22 protein-coding genes are annotated in these 20,124 nt (G+C 36.3%); 14 read left to right on the top strand and 8 right to left on the bottom strand.

What is annotated here, in order from left to right; all coding sequences use genetic code 11:
* Positions 1 to 91 precede the first annotated feature (91 nt).
* The 8 genes from DPQ31_RS05315 (at position 92) to glpD (ending at position 7,454) form a co-directional block, all read left to right on the top strand.
* Entirely contained in the window at positions 92 to 964 is an 873-nt protein-coding gene (locus tag DPQ31_RS05315) for an alpha/beta fold hydrolase (protein ID WP_033663243.1), read from the top strand.
* An 80-nt stretch (positions 965 to 1,044) separates the two neighbouring features.
* The gene (locus DPQ31_RS05320; RefSeq protein WP_000404439.1) at positions 1,045 to 1,245 is read left to right on the top strand and encodes a sporulation YhaL family protein; all 201 of its coding nucleotides are present in this window, start codon (positions 1,045 to 1,047) and stop codon (positions 1,243 to 1,245) included.
* A 216-nt stretch (positions 1,246 to 1,461) separates the two neighbouring features.
* Positions 1,462 to 1,692, top strand: coding sequence for a hypothetical protein (locus DPQ31_RS05325; protein ID WP_199632831.1), 231 nt, complete (start codon positions 1,462 to 1,464; stop codon positions 1,690 to 1,692).
* Positions 1,693 to 1,978: 286 nt separating this feature from the next.
* Positions 1,979 to 2,428, top strand: a complete 450-nt coding sequence (locus DPQ31_RS05330; protein ID WP_016107969.1) for a helix-turn-helix domain-containing protein — start codon at positions 1,979 to 1,981, stop codon at positions 2,426 to 2,428.
* A 97-nt stretch (positions 2,429 to 2,525) separates the two neighbouring features.
* The gene (gene glpP, locus DPQ31_RS05335) at positions 2,526 to 3,086 is read left to right on the top strand and encodes a glycerol uptake operon antiterminator GlpP (protein ID WP_000394289.1); all 561 of its coding nucleotides are present in this window, start codon (positions 2,526 to 2,528) and stop codon (positions 3,084 to 3,086) included.
* Between the two features lie 227 nt (positions 3,087 to 3,313).
* Positions 3,314 to 4,135, top strand: coding sequence for a glycerol uptake facilitator protein GlpF (glpF, locus tag DPQ31_RS05340; protein ID WP_208731649.1), 822 nt, complete (start codon positions 3,314 to 3,316; stop codon positions 4,133 to 4,135).
* A gap of 12 nt (positions 4,136 to 4,147) precedes the next feature.
* On the top strand, positions 4,148 to 5,638 hold the full coding sequence (gene glpK / locus DPQ31_RS05345) for a glycerol kinase GlpK (protein ID WP_000759975.1): 1,491 nt from the start codon (positions 4,148 to 4,150) through the stop codon (positions 5,636 to 5,638).
* A gap of 133 nt (positions 5,639 to 5,771) precedes the next feature.
* Positions 5,772 to 7,454, top strand: a complete 1,683-nt coding sequence (glpD, locus tag DPQ31_RS05350) for an aerobic glycerol-3-phosphate dehydrogenase (RefSeq protein WP_000672820.1) — start codon at positions 5,772 to 5,774, stop codon at positions 7,452 to 7,454.
* A gap of 199 nt (positions 7,455 to 7,653) precedes the next feature.
* Here glpD and DPQ31_RS05355 read toward each other — a convergent pair whose 3' ends face one another.
* Complete coding sequence (locus DPQ31_RS05355; protein ID WP_000561154.1) at positions 7,654 to 7,818, bottom strand: hypothetical protein; 165 nt, start codon at positions 7,816 to 7,818, stop codon at positions 7,654 to 7,656.
* 279 nt (positions 7,819 to 8,097) lie between these two features.
* On the opposite strand from DPQ31_RS05355, the gene DPQ31_RS05360 reads away from it, so the two are divergent.
* The 3 genes from DPQ31_RS05360 to DPQ31_RS05370 are packed head-to-tail and all read left to right on the top strand — an operon-like array spanning position 8,098 to position 10,307.
* Positions 8,098 to 8,631, top strand: coding sequence for a sigma-70 family RNA polymerase sigma factor (locus DPQ31_RS05360; protein ID WP_097958800.1), 534 nt, complete (start codon positions 8,098 to 8,100; stop codon positions 8,629 to 8,631).
* 4 nt (positions 8,632 to 8,635) lie between these two features.
* A complete protein-coding gene (locus tag DPQ31_RS05365) occupies positions 8,636 to 9,043 on the top strand; it encodes a PadR family transcriptional regulator (RefSeq protein ID WP_000390179.1) in 408 nt (135 codons plus the stop codon).
* A gap of 7 nt (positions 9,044 to 9,050) precedes the next feature.
* Positions 9,051 to 10,307 (top strand): FtsW/RodA/SpoVE family cell cycle protein, encoded by a 1,257-nt coding sequence (locus tag DPQ31_RS05370; protein ID WP_208731650.1) that lies wholly within the window; start codon positions 9,051 to 9,053, stop codon positions 10,305 to 10,307.
* Between the two features lie 101 nt (positions 10,308 to 10,408).
* Here DPQ31_RS05370 and DPQ31_RS05375 read toward each other — a convergent pair whose 3' ends face one another.
* The 4 genes from DPQ31_RS05375 to DPQ31_RS05390 form a co-directional block, all read right to left on the bottom strand.
* Positions 10,409 to 10,972, bottom strand: coding sequence for a hypothetical protein (locus DPQ31_RS05375; protein ID WP_098225916.1), 564 nt, complete (start codon positions 10,970 to 10,972; stop codon positions 10,409 to 10,411).
* Between the two features lie 86 nt (positions 10,973 to 11,058).
* On the bottom strand, positions 11,059 to 13,392 hold the full coding sequence (gene helD / locus DPQ31_RS05380) for an RNA polymerase recycling motor HelD (protein ID WP_208731651.1): 2,334 nt from the start codon (positions 13,390 to 13,392) through the stop codon (positions 11,059 to 11,061).
* A gap of 408 nt (positions 13,393 to 13,800) precedes the next feature.
* Positions 13,801 to 14,664, bottom strand: coding sequence for a peptidylprolyl isomerase PrsA (gene prsA, locus DPQ31_RS05385; RefSeq protein WP_097953162.1), 864 nt, complete (start codon positions 14,662 to 14,664; stop codon positions 13,801 to 13,803).
* A gap of 424 nt (positions 14,665 to 15,088) precedes the next feature.
* On the bottom strand, positions 15,089 to 15,283 hold the full coding sequence (locus DPQ31_RS05390; protein WP_208731652.1) for a hypothetical protein: 195 nt from the start codon (positions 15,281 to 15,283) through the stop codon (positions 15,089 to 15,091).
* A gap of 118 nt (positions 15,284 to 15,401) precedes the next feature.
* On the opposite strand from DPQ31_RS05390, the gene DPQ31_RS05395 reads away from it, so the two are divergent.
* Positions 15,402 to 15,737, top strand: a complete 336-nt coding sequence (locus DPQ31_RS05395; RefSeq protein WP_000383648.1) for a DUF1878 family protein — start codon at positions 15,402 to 15,404, stop codon at positions 15,735 to 15,737.
* A 5-nt stretch (positions 15,738 to 15,742) separates the two neighbouring features.
* Here DPQ31_RS05395 and DPQ31_RS05400 read toward each other — a convergent pair whose 3' ends face one another.
* The 3 genes from DPQ31_RS05400 to DPQ31_RS05410 all read right to left on the bottom strand — a co-directional run bounded on the left by DPQ31_RS05400 (position 15,743) and on the right by DPQ31_RS05410 (position 17,609).
* On the bottom strand, positions 15,743 to 16,300 hold the full coding sequence (locus tag DPQ31_RS05400; RefSeq protein WP_000834919.1) for an HTH-type transcriptional regulator Hpr: 558 nt from the start codon (positions 16,298 to 16,300) through the stop codon (positions 15,743 to 15,745).
* 297 nt (positions 16,301 to 16,597) lie between these two features.
* Entirely contained in the window at positions 16,598 to 16,960 is a 363-nt protein-coding gene (locus tag DPQ31_RS05405) for a YtxH domain-containing protein (protein ID WP_000030306.1), read from the bottom strand.
* Positions 16,961 to 17,174: 214 nt separating this feature from the next.
* A complete protein-coding gene (locus DPQ31_RS05410) occupies positions 17,175 to 17,609 on the bottom strand; it encodes an HIT family protein (RefSeq protein ID WP_001016840.1) in 435 nt (144 codons plus the stop codon).
* 559 nt (positions 17,610 to 18,168) lie between these two features.
* Here DPQ31_RS05410 and ecsA point away from each other — a divergent pair.
* The gene (gene ecsA, locus DPQ31_RS05415; protein WP_001292604.1) at positions 18,169 to 18,912 is read left to right on the top strand and encodes an ABC transporter ATP-binding protein EcsA; all 744 of its coding nucleotides are present in this window, start codon (positions 18,169 to 18,171) and stop codon (positions 18,910 to 18,912) included.
* Positions 18,905 to 20,116, top strand: coding sequence for an ABC transporter permease EcsB (gene ecsB / locus DPQ31_RS05420; protein ID WP_001089113.1), 1,212 nt, complete (start codon positions 18,905 to 18,907; stop codon positions 20,114 to 20,116). Before ecsA ends, ecsB begins: the two co-directional genes overlap by 8 nt.
* The last annotated feature ends 8 nt before the right edge of the window (positions 20,117 to 20,124 follow it).

The raw sequence follows: 20,124 nt of genomic DNA on the forward strand, positions 1-20,124 counted from the left end.
AACTGATTTAGTTACAATTAAAAAATCAATCATAAAACAACCAAAAAATGTAAAAACTTTAAATAGCAACATGAGAAAGGAGACGGAAATTTTGAAACGGTTTAAGTTTTATATGATTAGCGGTATTGTGCTCGTTTTGTTAGTAGTATGTAACTTCGTCGATAAGCCGATTGCGAAGGTTAGAGAAGTGAAAGATACTGTTATGATGAAGCTGAATACGAAAGAGAGTATGGCACAGATTGATGGGCAGACGATTTACTTTAAGCAAATTGGTGAGGGGAAGCCGCCTTTACTTATGCTTCATGGATTTGGTGGTTCTTCAGATGGGTTTAGTGATATTTATCCGGAACTTGCGAGAGATCACACGATTATTGCAGTTGATATTTTAGGATTTGGGCGTTCTTCTAAGCCGGTTGATTTTCAGTATTCGTTTCCTGCGCAAGTGAATTTATATTATAAGTTAATGAAGAAGCTCGGATACGATCAGTTTGCGGTACTTGGTCATTCGATGGGGGGAGAGATGTCCCTTAATTTAGCGTATTTATATCCGGACGCAGTGACACATCTCGTTTTGGCGGATTCTACAGGAATCGAGTCTTTCCAGCAAAAAGAAAGTTATGAAGTGCCGCCCCTATCAACGGATCTTCAAACAGTAACAGAGATTACGGATTATAATAAAAATGAAGTGAAAAATAGTCGTGATGATAAAGAGCATTACGATCAGCTTACGAAAATGAGAGAGCGCCGCATTGCGATGGAGGCCGATAAAATTAAAGTACCGACTTTAATTATATGGGGACGACATGATAAGAGCGTTTCTTGGAAAAACGGTGAGCTGTATCATCAGTTATTTACAAATAGTACATTTCATATTATTGAAAAAGGATACCATGCTCCGTTCCGCCAAGAGCCAATCGAATTTATGGAATATGTACAAGCATTTTTCTCAAAGCATCCACAATAAAAAGTTTTTAAGCATAAATCCACTTCTTTCCTCATACAGTGAAACTAATAAGGCTTGTCTAAAGAAAGGAATGAAGTGATTTGGAAATTTTACCATGGTGGGTGTATCTTGTAATTGTTGGGATTGTACTAAGTGGCTACATGGTTTTATATACTTCGAAAAAAGAGCAAGAGATGGATAATGAGTTTATTGAAAAAGAAGGCGAAGTATATATGAAACGTTTAGAAGAAGAGCGTGAGAAACGTAATCAGGATAGTGATAAAGATTCGGTATTACTTTAATAGAGATTGTAAAGAAGAGGAATATATTTTATTTCTCTTCTTTTTTGTTGTATGAAATATTTGTATAAGAGAAAAGTGTATGCTTCGTTTATTAGCTGTCATTTTAAAATTGAAGATGTACTAAATAAAAAGGTAATTGATTTATACAAGAGAGTATTTTATATTTTTTTTATCTAATATATAATTTTATTAATTTTAAAAAGGATGTGAACTAACATGAATACAAAAAAATTTCAAACCTATGTGGCGTTGTCAACAAAAGACTGGAGTGCTGAAACATTTGTAAGAACCTTAGAAGAGATTGTAGCTTCGGCAAAAGAATATGAAAATGATTATATTGAAGTCCATCAAGTATTAGAAATGGTAGTAACAGAAGTTGAAATTGAGTATGTAATCATTCTAAATCATACGAGAAACTTAGATGATTTGGGGAAATACCTTAAATAATAATTTCTAAATACAGTTTATAAAAAAGGAACGCTTTCTGTTTATTATTCTAAAACAGAGGGCGTGTTTTTATGTTTAGTCCTGTTTTTATTGGGATCCGTTATGTATATTATTGTTCGGGAAATTATTATAGAAGAAAAGTATAAAAAATTTGCATGACATAAAGTGCGCAATGACTCTATGTTAAGGGGTAACTCATAAGTTGCGTAGGTTATGCAACGATAACTAGCTTTACTCTTCATCATTTATTTGACCATACTAGGCGTAGAGAGGTGATAAACACAGTATGATCTTTAGTGAGCGTTTAAAAGAAGAACGAGAAAAACGGAATTGGTCCCAAAATGATTTGGCTGAAAAACTTCATGTAAGTAGGCAATCTGTTTCGAAATGGGAGACGGGAAAGAACTATCCGAGCATTGAAATTATTATTCATTTAAGTGATCTGTTCGGTATTACAATTGATGAGTTATTGAGGAGTGATGAAGAGTTGACGCAAAAAGTAATTGAGGATAGTAAGCAATTAGCGTATCCGAAATGGAAGGTGTTTTTCGATAGTCTATTTATGATGGGCGTATTTTTGTTTGTTACAAAAATCATTGTGTGGATGTTAAATAAGTTTGCAGGAGCGAGCGTTACAATTGTAGCAGACGCACCGTATGTGATGAACTTTCTACCTCTTATATTAATGATTATAGGTGGCGCGGTTTCTGATAAGTTGAAGAAAATATATAAATAGAGGAAAGGTTTGAAAGAAATTCCCTACACTAGCTGTTCTTTTCATATAAATTGTGTACTATAAAGGATAGGATGATATAAAGAAGGGGACATTTAGAATGGAATTTCATGAACAAAAGATTTTGCCAGCAGTGAGGCAAATTAAAGACTTGGAAAAGCTATTACATAGTTCGTATGAATATATTGTTATTTTAGATATTCATGTTGGTCAATTGAAGAGTGTTGTTTCACTCGCGAAGCAACACGGTAAAAAGGTGTTTTTACATGTTGATTTGATCCATGGGTTACAAAGTGATGGGCATGCGACGGAGTTTTTATGCCAAGAATATAAACCGTACGGGTTATTGTCAACAAAGGCGAGCGTAATTATGAAGGCGAAGCAAAAGGGTGTCGTCTCCATTCAACGCATCTTTTTGATTGATTCTAGTGCGATGGAAAAGAGCTGTAATTTGTTAGAAAAGACGAAACCGGATTATATAGAGGTGCTTCCTGGTGCGCTAACGGATGTGATCGCTGAAGTAAAAGAGCGTACAGGTGTACCGATTTTAGCGGGTGGTTTTATTCGTACTGTGGAGGATGTTGAAAGAGCTTTACATGCTGGTGCGACAGCGATTACGACATCGAAAAAAGAATTATGGAAACATTACCAAAAAAAGTGACGAAAATGTGAAAAGATTCTGTTGACACCGCTTTCATTAACAGTTAACATTATAGACAAGTTAATAAACGTGACGGAGAAAAGAAGAGATCCACATTTCATTGTTTCTATATACTTTTATATAGAAGCGTGTAAGCTGTGGATCTTTTTCTTTTGAAAAAAACGAATGGCCATTCATTTTACCTCTATCACATTTGAAAGCATTTAAATTGATTGTGGAGGGATTTTATGTCAGCATTTTTAGGGGAATTAATAGGGACAGCGTTGTTAATCGTACTTGGTGGCGGCGTTTGTGCGGGTGTAAGTTTAAAGAAGTCGTTTGCGAAAGATTCTGGTTGGATTGTAATTACAATGGGCTGGGGCTTAGCAGTAGCGGTTGCAGCGTATGCGGTTGGATCAATTAGTGGGGCACATTTGAATCCAGCTTTAACGATAGGACTAGCATTTAAGGGAGCGTTCCCATGGAGTGACGTACCAGGTTATATCGCAGCACAAATGATTGGGGCAATTATCGGGGCAATTATCGTATATTTACACTACTTACCACATTGGAAAGAAACAGAAGATCCAGGAACAAAGTTAGGCGTATTTGCAACAGGTCCAGCAATTCCGAACACATTTGCAAACCTTTTAAGTGAAATGATTGGAACATTCGTTTTAGTATTTGGTATATTAGCAATTGGAGCAAATAAATTTGCGGATGGATTAAATCCATTTATCGTAGGTTTCTTAATTGTAAGTATTGGTTTATCATTAGGTGGAACAACAGGATACGCAATCAACCCGGCTCGTGATTTAGGTCCGCGTATTGCACACTTCTTCCTTCCGATTGCAGGAAAAGGCGGTTCAAACTGGAAGTATGCATGGATTCCGGTAGTTGGTCCGATTTTAGGTGGATCACTTGCAGGTTTATTCCATCAAGTTGTATTTGAAGGAAAACAAAATTCAGCACTTATTTATGTAATTATTGCAACTGTGGTTGTACTAGCAATCTCATATATGAAAAGTAAAAAAAGTGGAAGCACTACAAATAATAGAAAAGTAGCATAGGGGGAAACCGATATGAAAAAATATATTCTTTCATTAGACCAAGGAACAACTAGCTCACGCGCAATTCTTTTCAATAAAGCAGGGGAAATCGTTCATTCAGCTCAAAAAGAATTTACACAACATTTTCCAAAGCCAGGCTGGGTAGAACATAATGCACAAGAAATTTGGGGATCTATTTTAGCAGTTATCGCAACTTGCTTAAGTGAAGCGGATGTAAAACCAGAGCAAATCGCTGGTATCGGTATTACGAACCAACGTGAAACAGCGGTTGTATGGGATAAAACGACTGGTAAACCAATTTATAACGCAATCGTATGGCAATCTCGTCAAACAATGGAGATTTGTGATGAGTTAAAAGAAAAAGGTTATAGCGAAATGGTTCGTGAAAAAACAGGTCTTTTAATTGACGCATACTTCTCTGGTACGAAAGTAAAATGGATTTTAGATAACGTTGAAGGTGCAAGAGAAAAAGCAGAAAACGGTGAGTTATTATTCGGAACAATTGATACGTGGCTTGTATGGAAACTATCTGGTGGTAAAGCGCACGTAACAGACTACTCAAATGCATCACGTACATTAATGTTTAACATTCACGACTTACAGTGGGATGATGAGCTTCTAGACATGTTAACAGTTCCAAAGAGCATGCTTCCTGAAGTACGTCCATCATCTGAAATATATGGTGAAACAATTGATTATCACTTCTTCGGTCAAAATATACCGATTGCAGGTGTAGCTGGTGATCAGCAAGCAGCATTATTTGGACAAGCTTGTTTCGGTGAAGGTATGGCGAAAAATACTTACGGAACTGGTTGCTTCATGTTAATGAACACAGGTGAAAAAGCAGTAGCTTCTGAGCACGGTCTATTAACAACAATTGCATGGGGTTTAGATGGTAAAGTAAACTACGCATTAGAAGGAAGTATTTTCGTAGCAGGTTCTGCAATTCAGTGGTTACGTGACGGAATGCGCATGTTTAAAGATGCAAGTGAGAGTGAAGTGTACGCATCACGCGTTGAATCAACTGACGGTGTATACGTTGTACCAGCATTTGTAGGACTCGGAACACCTTACTGGGATAGTGAAGTACGCGGCGCTATGTTTGGCGTAACGCGCGGTACGACGAAAGAGCACTTCATTCGTGCGACGCTAGAATCTTTAGCATACCAAACGAAAGATGTACTTTGTGCAATGGAAGCAGATTCAGGTATCGAACTAAATACATTACGCGTTGATGGCGGAGCAGTTAAGAATAACTTCTTAATGAAGTTCCAAAGTGATATTTTAGAAGTTCCTGTAGAGCGTCCAGTGATCAATGAAACGACAGCTTTAGGTGCAGCATACTTAGCAGGTCTTGCGGTTGGATATTGGAAAAACCAAGATGAAATTAAAGCGCAGTGGCATATGGACAAACGCTTTGAACCAACGATGGAAGCGGAAACAAGCGAAGAGCTATATGCTGGATGGAAAAAAGCAATTGAAGCAACAAAAGCTTTCAAATAATCATAAACAGTGTTATAATGATGACAAGTTAATAATTCGGTAGGAGATTTGGAGAGACCACAACACGCTATAGAGGCGAAATCTATAGCGGAGTTCGTGGTCTCTTTTTTCGTTATCAAAGGGAGGAATTACCATGAAATTTTCAAGTAAACAACGTAAAGACGTATTAAACGGAGTAAATAAACAAGAGTTAGATGTGATCGTAATTGGTGGAGGTATTACTGGTTCTGGTATTGCATTAGATGGGGCAACACGCGGGTTATCAACAATTGTGTTTGAAATGCAGGACTTTGCAGCAGGTACATCAAGTCGTTCTACGAAACTTGTACACGGTGGTCTACGTTATTTAAAACAACTTGAAGTGAAAATGGTAGCAGAGGTGGGGAAAGAGCGTGCGATCGTATATGAGAACGGTCCCCATGTAACAACACCAGAGTGGATGTTACTTCCGTTCCATACAGGCGGTACGTTCGGATCATTCAGTACATCAATTGGTCTTCGTGTATACGACTTCTTAGCAGGTGTAAAACGAAGCGAGCGCAGAAAAATGTTTAACCGTGAAGAAACATTAAACAAAGAGCCTCTTGTGAAAAAAGAAGGATTAAAAGGCGGCGGTTACTACGTAGAATATCGTACAGACGATGCGCGTCTTACAATTGAAGTAATGAAAGAAGCAATTGAGCATGGTGCGAAAGCTGTTAACTACGCAAAAGTAGACAGTTTCTTATATAAAGATGGAAAAGTATGCGGTGTACGTGTAATCGATTTACTAGACGGAGAAGTGTACGAAGTTTACGGTAAGAAAATTGTAAACGCAGCTGGTCCTTGGGTAGATACACTTCGTGAAAAAGATAACTCGAAAAAAGGAAAAGTACTTCAGTTATCAAAAGGTGTTCACTTAGTAATTGATCAAAAACGTTTCCCATTAGGTCAAGCAATTTACTTCGATACACCAGATAAACGTATGGTGTTCGCGATTCCTCGTGGCGGAAAAACATACGTAGGTACAACAGATACGTTCTATGATAAAGATGCAGCTGTACCACACATGACAACAGAAGATCGCACATACATTATTAATGCGATTAACTACATGTTCCCAAGCGTGAAAATTACGGAAAAAGATGTTGAATCAAGCTGGGCTGGTGTACGTCCATTAATTTATGAAGAAGGTAAAAATGCATCTGAAATTTCTCGTAAAGATGAAATTTGGACTTCTGAATCTGGTTTAATTACAATCGCAGGTGGTAAATTAACAGGATACCGCAAAATGGCTGAAATGGTAGTAGACTACGTAACGAACTTACTACAAAAAGAAGGTCATAGTGCATATCCGAAGAGTGACACGAAACATATGCCAATCTCTGGTGGACATGTAGATGGTTCACATGGATTCCCAGCATTCGTTGCGAAAAAAGCAGACGAAGGTACGAAATCTGGTTTAACGAAAGCACAAGCAGAAGAGTTCGCGAAATTCTACGGCTCTAACGTTGACGTACTATTTGACTTAGCGAAAAAACATAAAGACGAAGCAAAAGAATATAACATGCCGCTTGACGTTCTAATCCCACTTGTATACGCAATGGATTACGAAATGACAGCAAAACCAGTAGACTTCTTCGTACGCCGTAGAGGTGCTGTATTCTTCAACATCCACTGGGTATACGAGTGGAAAGAAGCAGTAATCAACTACATGGCTGCGAAACTAGGCTGGAGCAAAGAAGAGCAAATGAAATACACAGCAGAATTAGAAAAAGCATTAACAGACGCTGTCATTCCTGTGGATCAACAAGAGCAGGCAGCTGCGTTAGCTTAAAATAGAGAACCACCTGAAGGGGAGCCCTTTAGGTGGTTTTTCTCTTGACTAAAAATAAATAAAATGTGTTACAATGATGATAGAGTATTTAGTGTGAATTTTGCATAAAATAAAAAAGACAGAAGCCTGAGAAACTTCTGCCTTGTGTAACCTAACTTGCTATTGTGGTGGTAGTAGGTGCGGTTATAAGACAATTACATTAACGTTTTAGCCGAGAACCGCCCTTACCTTTTCCACGAAGCAGGGTGGTTCTCGCTTTTTTGTATACAGAAATTAGCCACGGACCGACGTATCTTCTACCGATGACAACGCCAGCTCCGGTTAGGATACCATACACTAATTTGATTACAAACATCGCGATCATTTTATCACCTCCCCCCTTTTTTCAAAATGGAAGAGATGATTACCACACCTACTAGTTATAGCTTATTAAGTTACATTTTAATTGTATTATGTTTTAAAATAGGGAACAAGATATATGGATGAAAATTCCTGTCTTTAAGCAGAGCATTAGTGCGTGGGGACAATAAGCAAATAAAAATTCATAAAAAACGGTATGGACATTGCCAGCCGTATTTTTTTATGAATTTATAAAACTTTTCCATACAGTGCGTCGTCTAATATATGGGAAGGAGGAAATGATGTGGATGAATTAACGATAGAAGCGTTTGAAATAGAAGATAAGGAGGACCTTATCGACGAAATAATGAACAAGTATGGACAAGAAGTCCTGCAGCTTGTGTATTCATATGTGAATAATAAAGAGGTTGCGGAGGATTTAACGCAAGATATATTTGTGAAATGCTATAAATCTCTTCATACATATAAAGGAAATTCGAATGTGAAAACATGGTTATGGAGAATTGCGATTAATCATTGTAAGGACTATTTAAAAAGTTGGTATAACAAAAGAGTTATCGTTACAGAGGATGACTTTACGTATATGGAGAGTCAAAAAGAAAGTGTGGAACAAACTGTTATTCAAAATGCAGAGGATAGTAGGCTTGCTTCTGCAGTAATGAATTTACCGATAAAATATCGAGAAGTCATTTATCTATTTTATTATGAAGAATTATCAATTAAAGAGATTGCTATTGTAATAGACGTGAAAGAAAACACGATAAAAACAAGACTGAAAAAAGCGAAGGAACTATTGAAGGAAGGATTGGAGGAATAATCAAATGGAAGATCGATTAAAAGGCTTGCGAAAATCAATGGAGAATACAACTTTTAAACATTTGAGTTTTTCTGATCAGCATCGAAAGCGGGTGCGCGAAAAAATCAATCAATCGTCCGAAAAGGAAGAAGATATCCTTTTAGCAGTGTTGCAACTTCTTATGAATGAAAAAACAGGTTATGAATTGATGCAGTTACTACGTGGGAGAGGAATTCAAAAATTCGAAGGTGATGAAGGATCTCTATACACTTTATTACATCGTCTAGAACAGAATCGCTTTATCCAATCTAGCTGGGATTACGAAGGAGCTAAATATTATCAATTAAATGATAAAGGAAACAAGATGCTGCGAAAGGCTGAGAAGAATGCTACGAAGGCACGATTTATATTAAAAGGCTTAGTACAGGAGTGAGGCGGAATTGAATAAAAAAGGGGAGCGTTTTGTAAGCGAAGTTACCAATCATATTAAATCAAAAGAAGCAAAGAGCTTTGTGGCAACTGAACTAGATTTTCATTTGAAAAAGGCGAAGAACATGTGGGTAGAGAAAGGGTTAAGTGAGGAAGTTGCTGAAGATAAGGCTGTTGAACAAATGGGAAGTCCAATCAAGCTTGGCCAGGAACTTAATAAACTACATAAGCCAAAGGTTGATTGGTTCTTAATTGGTTTATTAGTGGCTGCGATGGGGCTAGGTTTTTTGCCAATTATAGCTCTTGGACATACGAATGATTTACTACTAAATAAAGTGATTTTTGTGATTCTCGGCATTGCAACAGCTATTGGGATGATGCTATTTGATTATCGGAAGTTAGAGAGACTCGGGTGGCTGTTTTATACAATTGGAATACTTATCTTGTTAGCTATAAAATGTTTTCCGACTATTTCTGTGAATGGGGAAGCGTTAATAAAAATTGGTCCCATTAAAATTGACGGTTTAATGACAATACCATTCTTTTTTCTAGCCTGGGCTTCATTTTTTAATAACAGTAGATTAAAGTTTATACATCTGCTCATGTTGTACGTATTTTCTTTATATCTATTTTTAACTACATCATTTATGGTGCCAATTTATATTTATATTACGATGGTATTCGTTATGCTTTGGTGGAGTAAGCTAGGAAAGAAAACGGCATGGCTCATTACGATGTTACCGATTTTTCTCTTTATTATTAGGGATTTATTTTCCTGGTCTGCTGTAAAAGAATACCGGATAGCTAGAATTTTAGGAATGTTAAACCCAGAGCATGATCTATGGTATTTACGTTTAAAAGAGGCGATGTCGTCGGCAGGTTGGTTTGGTACATATGGAAATATAAAGTCTATCCCTGCTGCCCATACTGATTTTGTATTCGCTAGTTTGACTTACTATTATGGATATGTGCTTGCGCTATTTCTTGTCATTATTCTTTCTCTTTTTGCAGTAAGGATAATGAACATAGCTTATAAAATAAATGATGGTTATGGTAAATTACTTCTCGTTGGCGGAGTGACTCTTTTTGTAATCCATTTTATTTGTAACGTTGGCATGATCTTAGGATTATTACCGCGTGCTTCTATATCATTACCTTTTATTAGTTATGGATTAGTACCAACTCTGTTTCATGCATTTATAATGGGTATTGTGCTGAGTATATATCGACGTAAAGATATGTCGTTTAGAATGAGAAAAACACCTTGATACTTATATAAGTTGCATATAAAAGAATGCATTATTATGATTAAGTACAAATGTAAATAGATAGTAGAAGAGGGTTATGAGAAATAACCCTCTTTTCGTGTTTAAATAAGTGAACTCGCTTCAATAGAAGTACATAATTCAGAACGAGAGATTGATTCAGCTAGTTGTTGTAAATAGGCGTACTCTTCCGCATCTTTTTCAGAAGTGTTAGGATCTAATAAATGAGAAGAAAGAAGTACATCAATTGTCAGTATATCCGAATCATGAGAAATGATTTTATACCCTGCAAATACAGGGCGTTTTAAATCTTTTACTTTTTGAATCATCTGATGGAAATTCGTAACGCTTATATTGATTTTTGCTAATGGAAAGCATTTTTCGGTAGGATTCTCGATGGTCTTTCTAATTTTATAATCGTATACGTAGTAGTACTTTTCTTGCTGCTCAAGTGCTTGTAATTCCTTCGTTAATAAGTGGTATTTATCTGTAAGTCCAGTTGTGAGTGCATCGTTTTCTTCTCCAACTACTAATGTGAAAGGTCTTGGTGATGAAATTGAAATGGTGCGGACGTTTAAATCAATAAAAGTGGGGTTCAATTGTAAAATGGTATGTAATTTTTCGGTAGGAAACTCACCGTCATAAATAGCAATGAAATAATGATTCATTTTTCCACTCCTTATTTTTTTCTAAAATGATATATTCTATTTTAAAGTTGTAAATCCTGCATAAAAAAGAAACACCTTGATTCGTATCAAGGTGTTGTAATAAGTTCAAAGCTCTCTGAAGCAGCCCCGAGTATAAAAGGACTAACCTCGCCAACGCTATAAAGTTGTAATTCATGCATAGCTCGCGTACAAGCAGTGTAAAACAATCTACGAACGCTCTCATCACTGTACATATCTTTAGAAGCATTATAAATAATAACAGCGTCAAATTCGATACCCTTCGCTAAGTAAGCCGGGATCACGACAATGCCTTGCTCATACTCGGCGGAGTTACTTTTCACGAGTTTAATATTCTCGATATGATTAAGTGCTTCGTAGGCAGCGGCACTTTCAGCTGCGGATTTACATATAATTGCGATTGTATTATGCTGTTGTTTTTGAAGTTCAGCAACTTTGGAAGAAATACAGTCGTGCAGTTCGATATCATTCGCTACTTTCGTTACTGTAGGCTTCTCACCGTCACGTTCAAATGCGTGAATGTTTTTTCCTTCCGGTATGAGAGCACGTGTAAATTCAATAATCGGTTTTGTGGAACGATAGCTACGAGTTAAGTTGATGCCGTTCGTTTCATCTGGTCCGTATAAGCTAGTAAGTGTATTGAAGTTCACTGTTTCACTCGCATGGGCAAATATCGCTTGGTTAAAGTCTCCGAGTACCGTCATTTTTGCGGCAGGGAAGAGACGTTTTAAAAATTCGAACTGAAACGGAGAATAGTCTTGCGCTTCGTCTACGAGTACGTGTTTAATCGATCTATTCGTTTGGAAGCCTTCAATTAGTTCTTTTAAAAGTAAAAATGGAGTCGCATCCTCGTAATATAATTTTCCTTCATCAAGCATGTTCACAGTTAATGAGCAAATGTCGTCCCATTCTTTCGGCTTTTCTCCAGTAACCCATGATGCATCTGTGAAGAGTTGTTTATATATGCCTGTAAAATTGATGAAACGTAATGTTTGAATGCCTTTACGAAGCGGCTTCAATTTTTTACGGACAATCATACGTCCAAGTACTTTCGTTTCTTTCTCATAATCATGAAAGGAGTTATCTTCAAACTCGCCTTTTTTCTGTAAGTATTTATAAGCTTTTTGATATTCATCTTTACTAAGTAATTCAATTTCTTCTTCTACCCATGGCTTTTTCAGTTCTGTTTTTTCGATTGCGTCTATTTGTTTGTTTAGCCAATCCGTTAACTTCTCGATTCTATTATGGAAGCGGAGGGAGGAATCCGTATTATAAAATTGCTCTGTAATTTCTTTAGCAGAGGCAATCAATTTCCCTCTAAATTTCATTCCTCTAAATAGCATGCCTGAAGATTCAAGAGATTGTCTGTACGCTCTAATCATCTCGAAAAATTGAGTAGATGCTTTAAATCGAATGCTCGCATTTCTCGTTTTATAAGCAGGGCTATTCGTTTCAGTTAGCATATATTCTAGTTGTTCATAAGGATCTTCAACATCAAACGATTTACTTAGTCTATGGTTTAAATATTCTTGGAATGTGACTTGCTGCATATTTTCTTCGCCGAGTTCTGGCAGTACATTAGATACGTAACTGTTGAACATAGAGTTAGGGGAGAAGAGAATAATTTGGTCCGCTTTTAGCCATTCGCGATATTTATATAGTAAATAGGCAATGCGTTGCAGGGCAGCTGACGTTTTACCACTACCAGCAGCTCCTTGCACGATAAGGAGTCGCCCTTCATCGTGACGGATAATTTCATTTTGCTCGCGCTGAATCGTAGCGACGATACTTTGCATATGTTTATTCGTACCTTTTCCAAGCGCCTGTTGCAGAATTTCGTCGCCAATTGTAAGGCTCGTATCGAACATAGAATCAATCTCGCCATTTTGAATAATGTACTGTAATTTTTTCTCCACATTACCGCGAACTACGCCTCCTGGTGTTTTGTATTCAGCTGGTCCTGGTGGATAGTCGTAATAAACGCTCGAAATAGGTGCACGCCAGTCGTATATGAGGAAGTTTTCTCCGCTAGCATCGGTAAGTGTGGCTACGCCGATATAAATTTGCTCTGCAGCAGATTCTCCTTCTTCTTTGAAATCAATTCGTCCGAAATAAGGTGCTTTATGCATGCGTCTTAATGCGGCAAGTCGATTGAAAGTGTGCTTATGTGTAATTTGTGTGACAGCAAGGGACTGAGCTTGTTGCCTTAAGTTGATAACTGTTTCAAGATAATCATCAAAAGTATCCGTGTTCACTTTAACGTCATCCCAAAAGTGTTTACGGATGTTGATTACTTCTGCCCGGCGTCTGCCAGTTTCGTTTTCCAGTTTATCAATTTGCTGCGTAATCGTTTCGATCACGGTATCCAATCGTTTTTGCTCTAGATCAAGTTTTTTTTTCATACGGTAGCACTCCTTTAAAAGTGAAAAATAGAGGTTGACTGAAGATGTGTTTTGGTGTAAAATTAAGATACGGATAATTACGTTCCTTTTATTTTATGAAATGTGTTTCTGTACTAATTTAACATAGTTTTTTCATTTAATCAATGATAATAAGATAAACCTTGGTTCCATGCTACGTGGATCAAGGTTTTTTTGTTTTTGTAGAGGGAGTCACGCTTGTTGTCGGTAAGTCGATATATTTCGAAAATCGCCGATATAATTGAAGTTGCGGTCGATATATTTGAAAAATCGCTGATATAATTCATTCAGAGGACCAACTATATAATTTCATTTATCGAATCTGGATATAACTCCCGAGAGAAGAGGGTATACAAAAAGCTCAGGCCTAAGCCCGAGCTTTTTATTTCATTATTTCTTTTCTTCTTTTTTCTCGTCAGCTTTTTTCTCTTCGAAAAGATCTTTCAAATCTTTATCTTCAACTTTTACGTCAGCTTTTTTGATTTCTTTCATCATAAGATCGTTCATGAATGCGCCATCTTGTGCTTTCTTCGCAATTAGTTCTTTTTTGATGTCTGCTTTAGATTGTTCGAATGATTTTTCTGGCTCTTTAATGTCTGTAACTTTAATGATGTGGTAACCGAATTGTGTTTTTACAGGTTCGCTTACTTCATCTTTTTTCAGTTTATAAGCAGCATCTTCGAATTCTTTAACCATTTTACCATGTTCGAAGAATCCTAAGTCTCCACCTTTTTCTTTTGAGCCAGTATCTTCAGAGTATTGTTTCGCTAACTCTTCGAAAGATTTACCTTGTCCAAGTTCTTCTTTAACCTTTTTCGCAGTAGCTTCATCTTTTACAAGAATGTGGCTTGCTTTAATTTCAGGTTTGTAGTTTTCTTTTAGTTCTTTATCAGTGATTGTTTTTTCAATTGCTTTTTCTTGAGCTAATTGAGCACGTAACATATTTTTAAATGTTTCTTCTTTCATACCTTGTTGTTTTAACAGTGTATCGAATTGATCACCAACTTGTTTTTTCGTTTCATCGAGCTTTTTATCTACTTCTTTGTCGTCTACTTTGTAGTTTTTAATAAGTACTTTTTCCATAACCATGTTGTTTAGTACTTGTTTACCAGCTTGTGTCTTCATTTGATTGTAAAATTCTTCTTTTGTAATGTCACCAGCTTTAGATGTAACGATTTTGTCTGATGATGATGTTCCACATGCTGATAATGCGATTACACTTGTTGCTGCTAAGGCAAGCATAGCTTTCTTCATTCGATAAACACTCCTACTATTATGTATTTTTAATTTATCCTACACCAATGAACTTAAGTTCATAAGAGCCCGATTAAGTCTCACTGATACTTTTGCTTTTTATATTGTTAAAGCGCGCTTAACAGGGCTTACCGAGGCTGAGGATAAAGTTTTGATGAATGTTATTTGTTCTATAGTATAAGCAATATGTACAAAGTTTAATATATCATATTTCGACTCGTTTTCATATTGATAAAGAAAAATTAACCATATCGTGTCAGATTTTGAAAGTGTGCCATATTGGGCGTATGCCGCATATACAGAATAGAGGAGGGGATGGGGATGAATTCTCAACTTATTTTATTACTTGTACTGTTTATTTTATTGGTTATAGTAGGTATAATTTGCTTATAGAGGAAAAAAGTGAGGAAGGGGCTTTCCTTCCTCACTTTCCATGAAATATAATTTCTATATAACTAGAAATTAATAAAATTGTTATACATACATTAATAACCCGAAAGACACCGGGCTGGCGGCTCGCAGCTATTTGTTTTCGTTCACACAGTGTATGTGTCATGGAATTCGTGTAAAATATAACAAGAAGTGCGAATGCGACAAAAACAACTGTTATAAGTGTCATGAGGCGAGACCTCCTTTTGGCTAAAATACATATACTTTATATATTGTATCATACGATATTTTGTTCGTGTTATAAAATTCAGAAATAGAAGACTTTGTGTTAGAAAGTGAGGGAGAAAATGGACGTTGTTAGAAGATTAGAACAAGCTGAATACTACGTAGACCTACTATTTAAAATGATTGATGAAGAAAAGTGTCCATTTTATTCTTTAATCATAAAGAAAAAAGCTCGTAAAAAAGATATTGAACGTATACTGAAACTTTGTGAAACATTGAACGAACAATATGTAGCGGAGAAAGCAGAAGGCCTTTTATTGTTCGATGCGCTGTTAGATCAATTTGAAAAAGCGCTTCCACATCAGCTCGAAGTAAACGAAACTGCGGAAGCGCTAGCAAAACAAGGTTTATTTAACCCACTTATGAATGAATTCTTACGCATGAGTGCGAAAAAATAAATAGATTATTTCTTAACTAACTTCTGATCGGATTCCGTAAAATTCTCCTCAATATCTTCTAATGATTTCTCAAAAATATCGATGAAGTCTTGTCCGTAAATATTGCGCAAGATAGCAATCAGCTCGATATTTTCTGGGAACTTCCCATAAAAATTACGAAGTGCAAGAGCCCCATTAAACACTGAATTACTTTCAGGGTCATACTCCTCCATTAAGCGAAGTAGTAATTCTTCCCCTTTATCTGTAATTTCAATGTACGTATTTCGTTTATCATCTTCTTTTTTCGAGAATACAAGATAGCCGCGTTCCTCAAGCTTTTTCGAGAAGTTAAACGCCGTTGATACGTGCATAACTCCAAACTTAGCAATCTCAGAAATAGAAGCCCCTTTTAAATGATAAGCGATTGTTAAAATATGATGCTCATTAATATTTAAATCGTAAGGCTTAATCCACATTTGCCAATCTTTCTCTACACATTTCCATAACGCTTTCGATAATTGAGCAATGCGTTGGCTGAAAATCATCGCTTCTTTTACCGAGTAATCTTTTTCTCCACTTTTCATTTACTCACCCACTTTAACATTCTTTTTCATTACTATCTATTATGCCAGTAAAATAAAAATTAATAAAGTCTTTTTGTGAGAATTGTGAAAATTTTTTAAAAAAATGACATTCTATACAAATCATGCATAACTATGGAAGCGGTTTATGAGTCGTGAGTACATGTGTTGTCCTTACATGTTAATGGCTAACATATATTGTAAATGCATAAAAACACGGCATATCTATGTGATATGCCGTGTTAAGGTCAATTTATATAAAAAATATTTGTTATATGCAAAAACTAAGCAGGAATTTGTTTACGCTTTTTCTGGAACAGCTTCTTGTAGTTTCTCAATTGACTTTTGAATGTCCAAAATTTCTTTTTCAATATGGCGCTTGTTTTGAGAAATATCTTGTTTCCAGTTAGAAAGCGTGTCTTGCATGTCGTCTTTTAATTCTTGAAACACTTCTTTACCTTCTGAAGCAGTTTCAACGATTTGACGCTTTAATAACTTTGTATCAGCTGTAATATCAGCTAAAGTCTTTTTAATATCATTTCCTTTTTCTTTTAACTTGCCGCGCATGGCTTTGCCAGAAGAAGGAGTAGAGAAAAGAACTGCTAATCCAGCAACTGCTCCGCCGCAAAGGACACCTGTAATAAAGGATTTAGCTTTTGACATAAAAAGAGACCTCCTTATTTTTCGTTCGTATTCATGATGTGAAATAGTATGCATATCTTTAAAACAAGAGAAAGAAAAGAGAACTTTTCCTTCTTGTAAGTGCGCTATGCACAGAAAAGTATACCCCGGTATATGGAGTGAAGAAACAAGCCTTGCAATATGTAATTACTTCGGGGAATCGGCTTGTTATGTATTACGTCTTCTTATAGTGTCACTATTTCACACTATTTGCAATTGTGCTTGCGATGTTTTGTAAATTTTCCATTGTATATTCATTTTGGTGTGATTTCCAAACGGCACCGAAACCATCGTTTTCACCGTAGCGTGGAATTAAATGAAGGTGGAAGTGGAACACAGTTTGTCCAGCTTTTTCACCGTTATTGTTAAGTAGGTTAAAGCCAACTGGATTAAACTCTGCTTTAATCGCATTTGCGATTTTTGGAACGACAGAAAAAATGTGTGATGCGATTTCTGGCGTTAACGCAAAAATGTCTTGTTTGTGAACTTTCGGAATAACAAGAGTATGTCCTTTTGTTACTTGACTAATATCTAAAAATGCAAGCACATGTTCATCTTCGTATACTTTTGAGCAAGGGATTTGCCCGTCAATGATTTTACAAAAAATACAATTGTCTGCTGTATGATTCATCGATCTCATCCTTTCAAATATCCTTAGCCGTATTTTACCATAATTACATAAGAGAACAAACACGAAAAACAGGAAGCTGACTCAGCTTCCTGTTTTCTGAAGAGGGATTGAAAAAGCATTATCGTAATTTACGTTTCGCAGACACCCCATTTATTTAAGAAATGCATGGTAAATCGGCTAAAGTTTCTGCCGTAGACACCCCATTTTCAAGTGAAATGAATTGCAATCTTTTTAAAATGAAATTGTTTATTTTTTAAAACAGTATATGCTCTTTCGGAGACACCCCGTTTCGAAAATGAAACAAATGATCTGGTTATGTGTAAATTTCATTGTCCAACATGGACACCCCATTTCATGATGACTTCACTATGTTGTTATACTCATCAATTGGTGGTTGCTTTTTCAATGTGTTCCTTCTTCACTAATTATGATGTCCGCTTTCGTAAAAATATATGCTAACAAATTTAAATTTTTTTTGAACACATCGATACTATGTAGTACAGCGCAATTTTTGGTAAGATGAATATAGAATGAATACTAATGAAGAAAGTGGTGTCGTATGAGCGAGTTATTGCGTGTAGAAAATGTTACAGGAGGATATACGAAACGACCTGTATTAAAAGACGTTTCGTTCTCTGTTAATAAAGGCGAACTTGTCGGCTTAATCGGTTTAAATGGGGCTGGTAAAAGTACGACGATTAAACATATTATCGGTTTAATGGAACCGAAAAAAGGAACTGTCACAATTAATGGGAAAACAATTCGTGATGATATGACAGCGTACCGTTCTAGCTTTTCATTCATTCCAGAAACACCGGTATTATATGATGAGCTAACGCTAGAAGAGCATTTGAAATTAACAGCGATGGCGTACGGTGTCGATGAAAAACAGTACGAAGAACGTGTAGGACAACTATTGCAAGAATTTCGTATGAAAAATCGTTTAAAATGGTTTCCATCTCATTTCTCAAAAGGGATGAAACAAAAGGTAATGATTATGAGTGCATTTTTAGTGGAGCCATCTCTTTACATAGTAGACGAACCTTTCGTTGGACTGGATCCGTTAGCAATTCAATCTCTACTTCAAATGATGGATCAAATGAAAAAGAGCGGCGCAGGTATTTTAATGAGTACACATATTTTAGCGACGGCAGAGCGTTATTGTGATTCGTTCATTATTTTACATCAAGGCGAAGTAAGAGCGATGGGAACATTATCTGAACTGCAATCACAGTTTAATATGCCAGGTGCAACGTTAGATGATATTTATATTGCCTTAACAAAGGAAGAAGATTATGAATAGTACAGCATTATGGAAAGAACGATTTCGTCACTTTCTAAAAGAAGTTCGTACATATAGTAAATACGTATTTAACGATCATTTGAAATTTATTTTCGTGTTTATCATCGGTGCGGGAGCGTATTATTACCAACAATGGTTACAAACGTTAACACCTTCGTTTCCAACTGCGCTCGTAATGGCAGTGCTAATTGGACTAGTTTTAACAGCTGGATCAATGCAAACGTTATTAAAAGAAGCAGACCTTGTTTACTTACTGCCAGTTGAAGAGAAGCTAAAGCCTTACTTCACAAAGGCCTTTCTCTTTACGTTTATGATTCAGTTATACATAATCGCAATCGTAGCAGCTGCGCTTGCCCCGTTATACTTCCAGCAAATGAAGCAAACAGGAGCGGCTTACATATGGATTGTAATCGCGTTTGTCATTGTGAAAGCTTGGAATTTATTTATAGCGTGGGAAAAGTCCTTTTTAACAGATCAAAATGTACAAAAGGCGGATTGGTTCATACGTTTTATCTTAAACGGTTTATTTGTATATTTCCTTGTAGAACGTACTTCAGTTCTTTTTATTGGCGGAATTGTTCTATTCATGGTGTTATACCTTGCTATCATGCATCAAATGGTGAAAGGGAAGCCGCTGAACTGGGAGTATTTAATTTCTGAAGAAGGTAAAAAGATGATGTTACTGTACCGCATTGCGAATATGTTCGTTGATGTACCAGCATTAAAAGAGAGAGTATCCCGCAAGAAATGGCTTGATTTCATTCTTTCGATAATCGGCGAAAAGCGTACATATTTATACTTATATACGAGAACATTTTTAAGATCAGGTAACTATTTTGGATTATATGTGCGTTTGCTCGCTCTTGGAGGAGTTATTCTTTACTTCATTCCATTTTTATATGGACGATTCATCGTGAGTTTTATCTTCCTATACTTAATCGGCTATCAGCTATTAACTTTATGGAAACATCACCGCATGAAAATTTGGCTTGATTTGTATCCAGTAAAGGTAGATGAAAAGAAGAAAGATTTTCTTACTTTATTAAACGCGATTCTAATCATCGGGAGCGTAATCTTTACAGTTATATTTGCACTAGCAACGAAAGATTTCATGATGACAGGAATTTTACTTATCGTAAGCATATTATTTAGTATCGGTTTCGTTTACCAATACGGGGCGAAGCGCATTGAGCGTTTAAATTGAAAGGAATG

The organism is Bacillus sp. COPE52 (assembly GCF_003355115.1).
GTDB lineage: Bacteria > Bacillota > Bacilli > Bacillales > Bacillaceae_G > Bacillus_A > Bacillus_A toyonensis.

Bases quoted from the DNA above. Each gene is read 5' to 3' on its own strand.
- DPQ31_RS05325 (WP_199632831.1), top strand. From the start codon at position 1,462: ATGAATACAAAAAAATTTCAAACCTATGTGGCGTTGTCAACAAAAGAC.
- DPQ31_RS05330 (WP_016107969.1), top strand. From the start codon at position 1,979: ATGATCTTTAGTGAGCGTTTAAAAGAAGAACGAGAAAAACGGAATTGG.
- glpP (WP_000394289.1), top strand. From the start codon at position 2,526: ATGGAATTTCATGAACAAAAGATTTTGCCAGCAGTGAGGCAAATTAAA.
- glpF (WP_208731649.1), top strand. From the start codon at position 3,314: ATGTCAGCATTTTTAGGGGAATTAATAGGGACAGCGTTGTTAATCGTA.
- glpK (WP_000759975.1), top strand. From the start codon at position 4,148: ATGAAAAAATATATTCTTTCATTAGACCAAGGAACAACTAGCTCACGC.
- glpD (WP_000672820.1), top strand. From the start codon at position 5,772: ATGAAATTTTCAAGTAAACAACGTAAAGACGTATTAAACGGAGTAAAT.
- DPQ31_RS05355 (WP_000561154.1), bottom strand. From the start codon at position 7,818: ATGATCGCGATGTTTGTAATCAAATTAGTGTATGGTATCCTAACCGGA.
- DPQ31_RS05365 (WP_000390179.1), top strand. From the start codon at position 8,636: ATGGAAGATCGATTAAAAGGCTTGCGAAAATCAATGGAGAATACAACT.
- DPQ31_RS05375 (WP_098225916.1), bottom strand. From the start codon at position 10,972: ATGAATCATTATTTCATTGCTATTTATGACGGTGAGTTTCCTACCGAA.
- helD (WP_208731651.1), bottom strand. From the start codon at position 13,392: ATGAAAAAAAAACTTGATCTAGAGCAAAAACGATTGGATACCGTGATC.
- prsA (WP_097953162.1), bottom strand. From the start codon at position 14,664: ATGAAGAAAGCTATGCTTGCCTTAGCAGCAACAAGTGTAATCGCATTA.
- DPQ31_RS05390 (WP_208731652.1), bottom strand. From the start codon at position 15,283: ATGACACTTATAACAGTTGTTTTTGTCGCATTCGCACTTCTTGTTATA.
- DPQ31_RS05395 (WP_000383648.1), top strand. From the start codon at position 15,402: ATGGACGTTGTTAGAAGATTAGAACAAGCTGAATACTACGTAGACCTA.
- DPQ31_RS05400 (WP_000834919.1), bottom strand. From the start codon at position 16,300: ATGAAAAGTGGAGAAAAAGATTACTCGGTAAAAGAAGCGATGATTTTC.
- DPQ31_RS05405 (WP_000030306.1), bottom strand. From the start codon at position 16,960: ATGTCAAAAGCTAAATCCTTTATTACAGGTGTCCTTTGCGGCGGAGCA.
- DPQ31_RS05410 (WP_001016840.1), bottom strand. From the start codon at position 17,609: ATGAATCATACAGCAGACAATTGTATTTTTTGTAAAATCATTGACGGG.
- ecsA (WP_001292604.1), top strand. From the start codon at position 18,169: ATGAGCGAGTTATTGCGTGTAGAAAATGTTACAGGAGGATATACGAAA.
- ecsB (WP_001089113.1), top strand. From the start codon at position 18,905: ATGAATAGTACAGCATTATGGAAAGAACGATTTCGTCACTTTCTAAAA.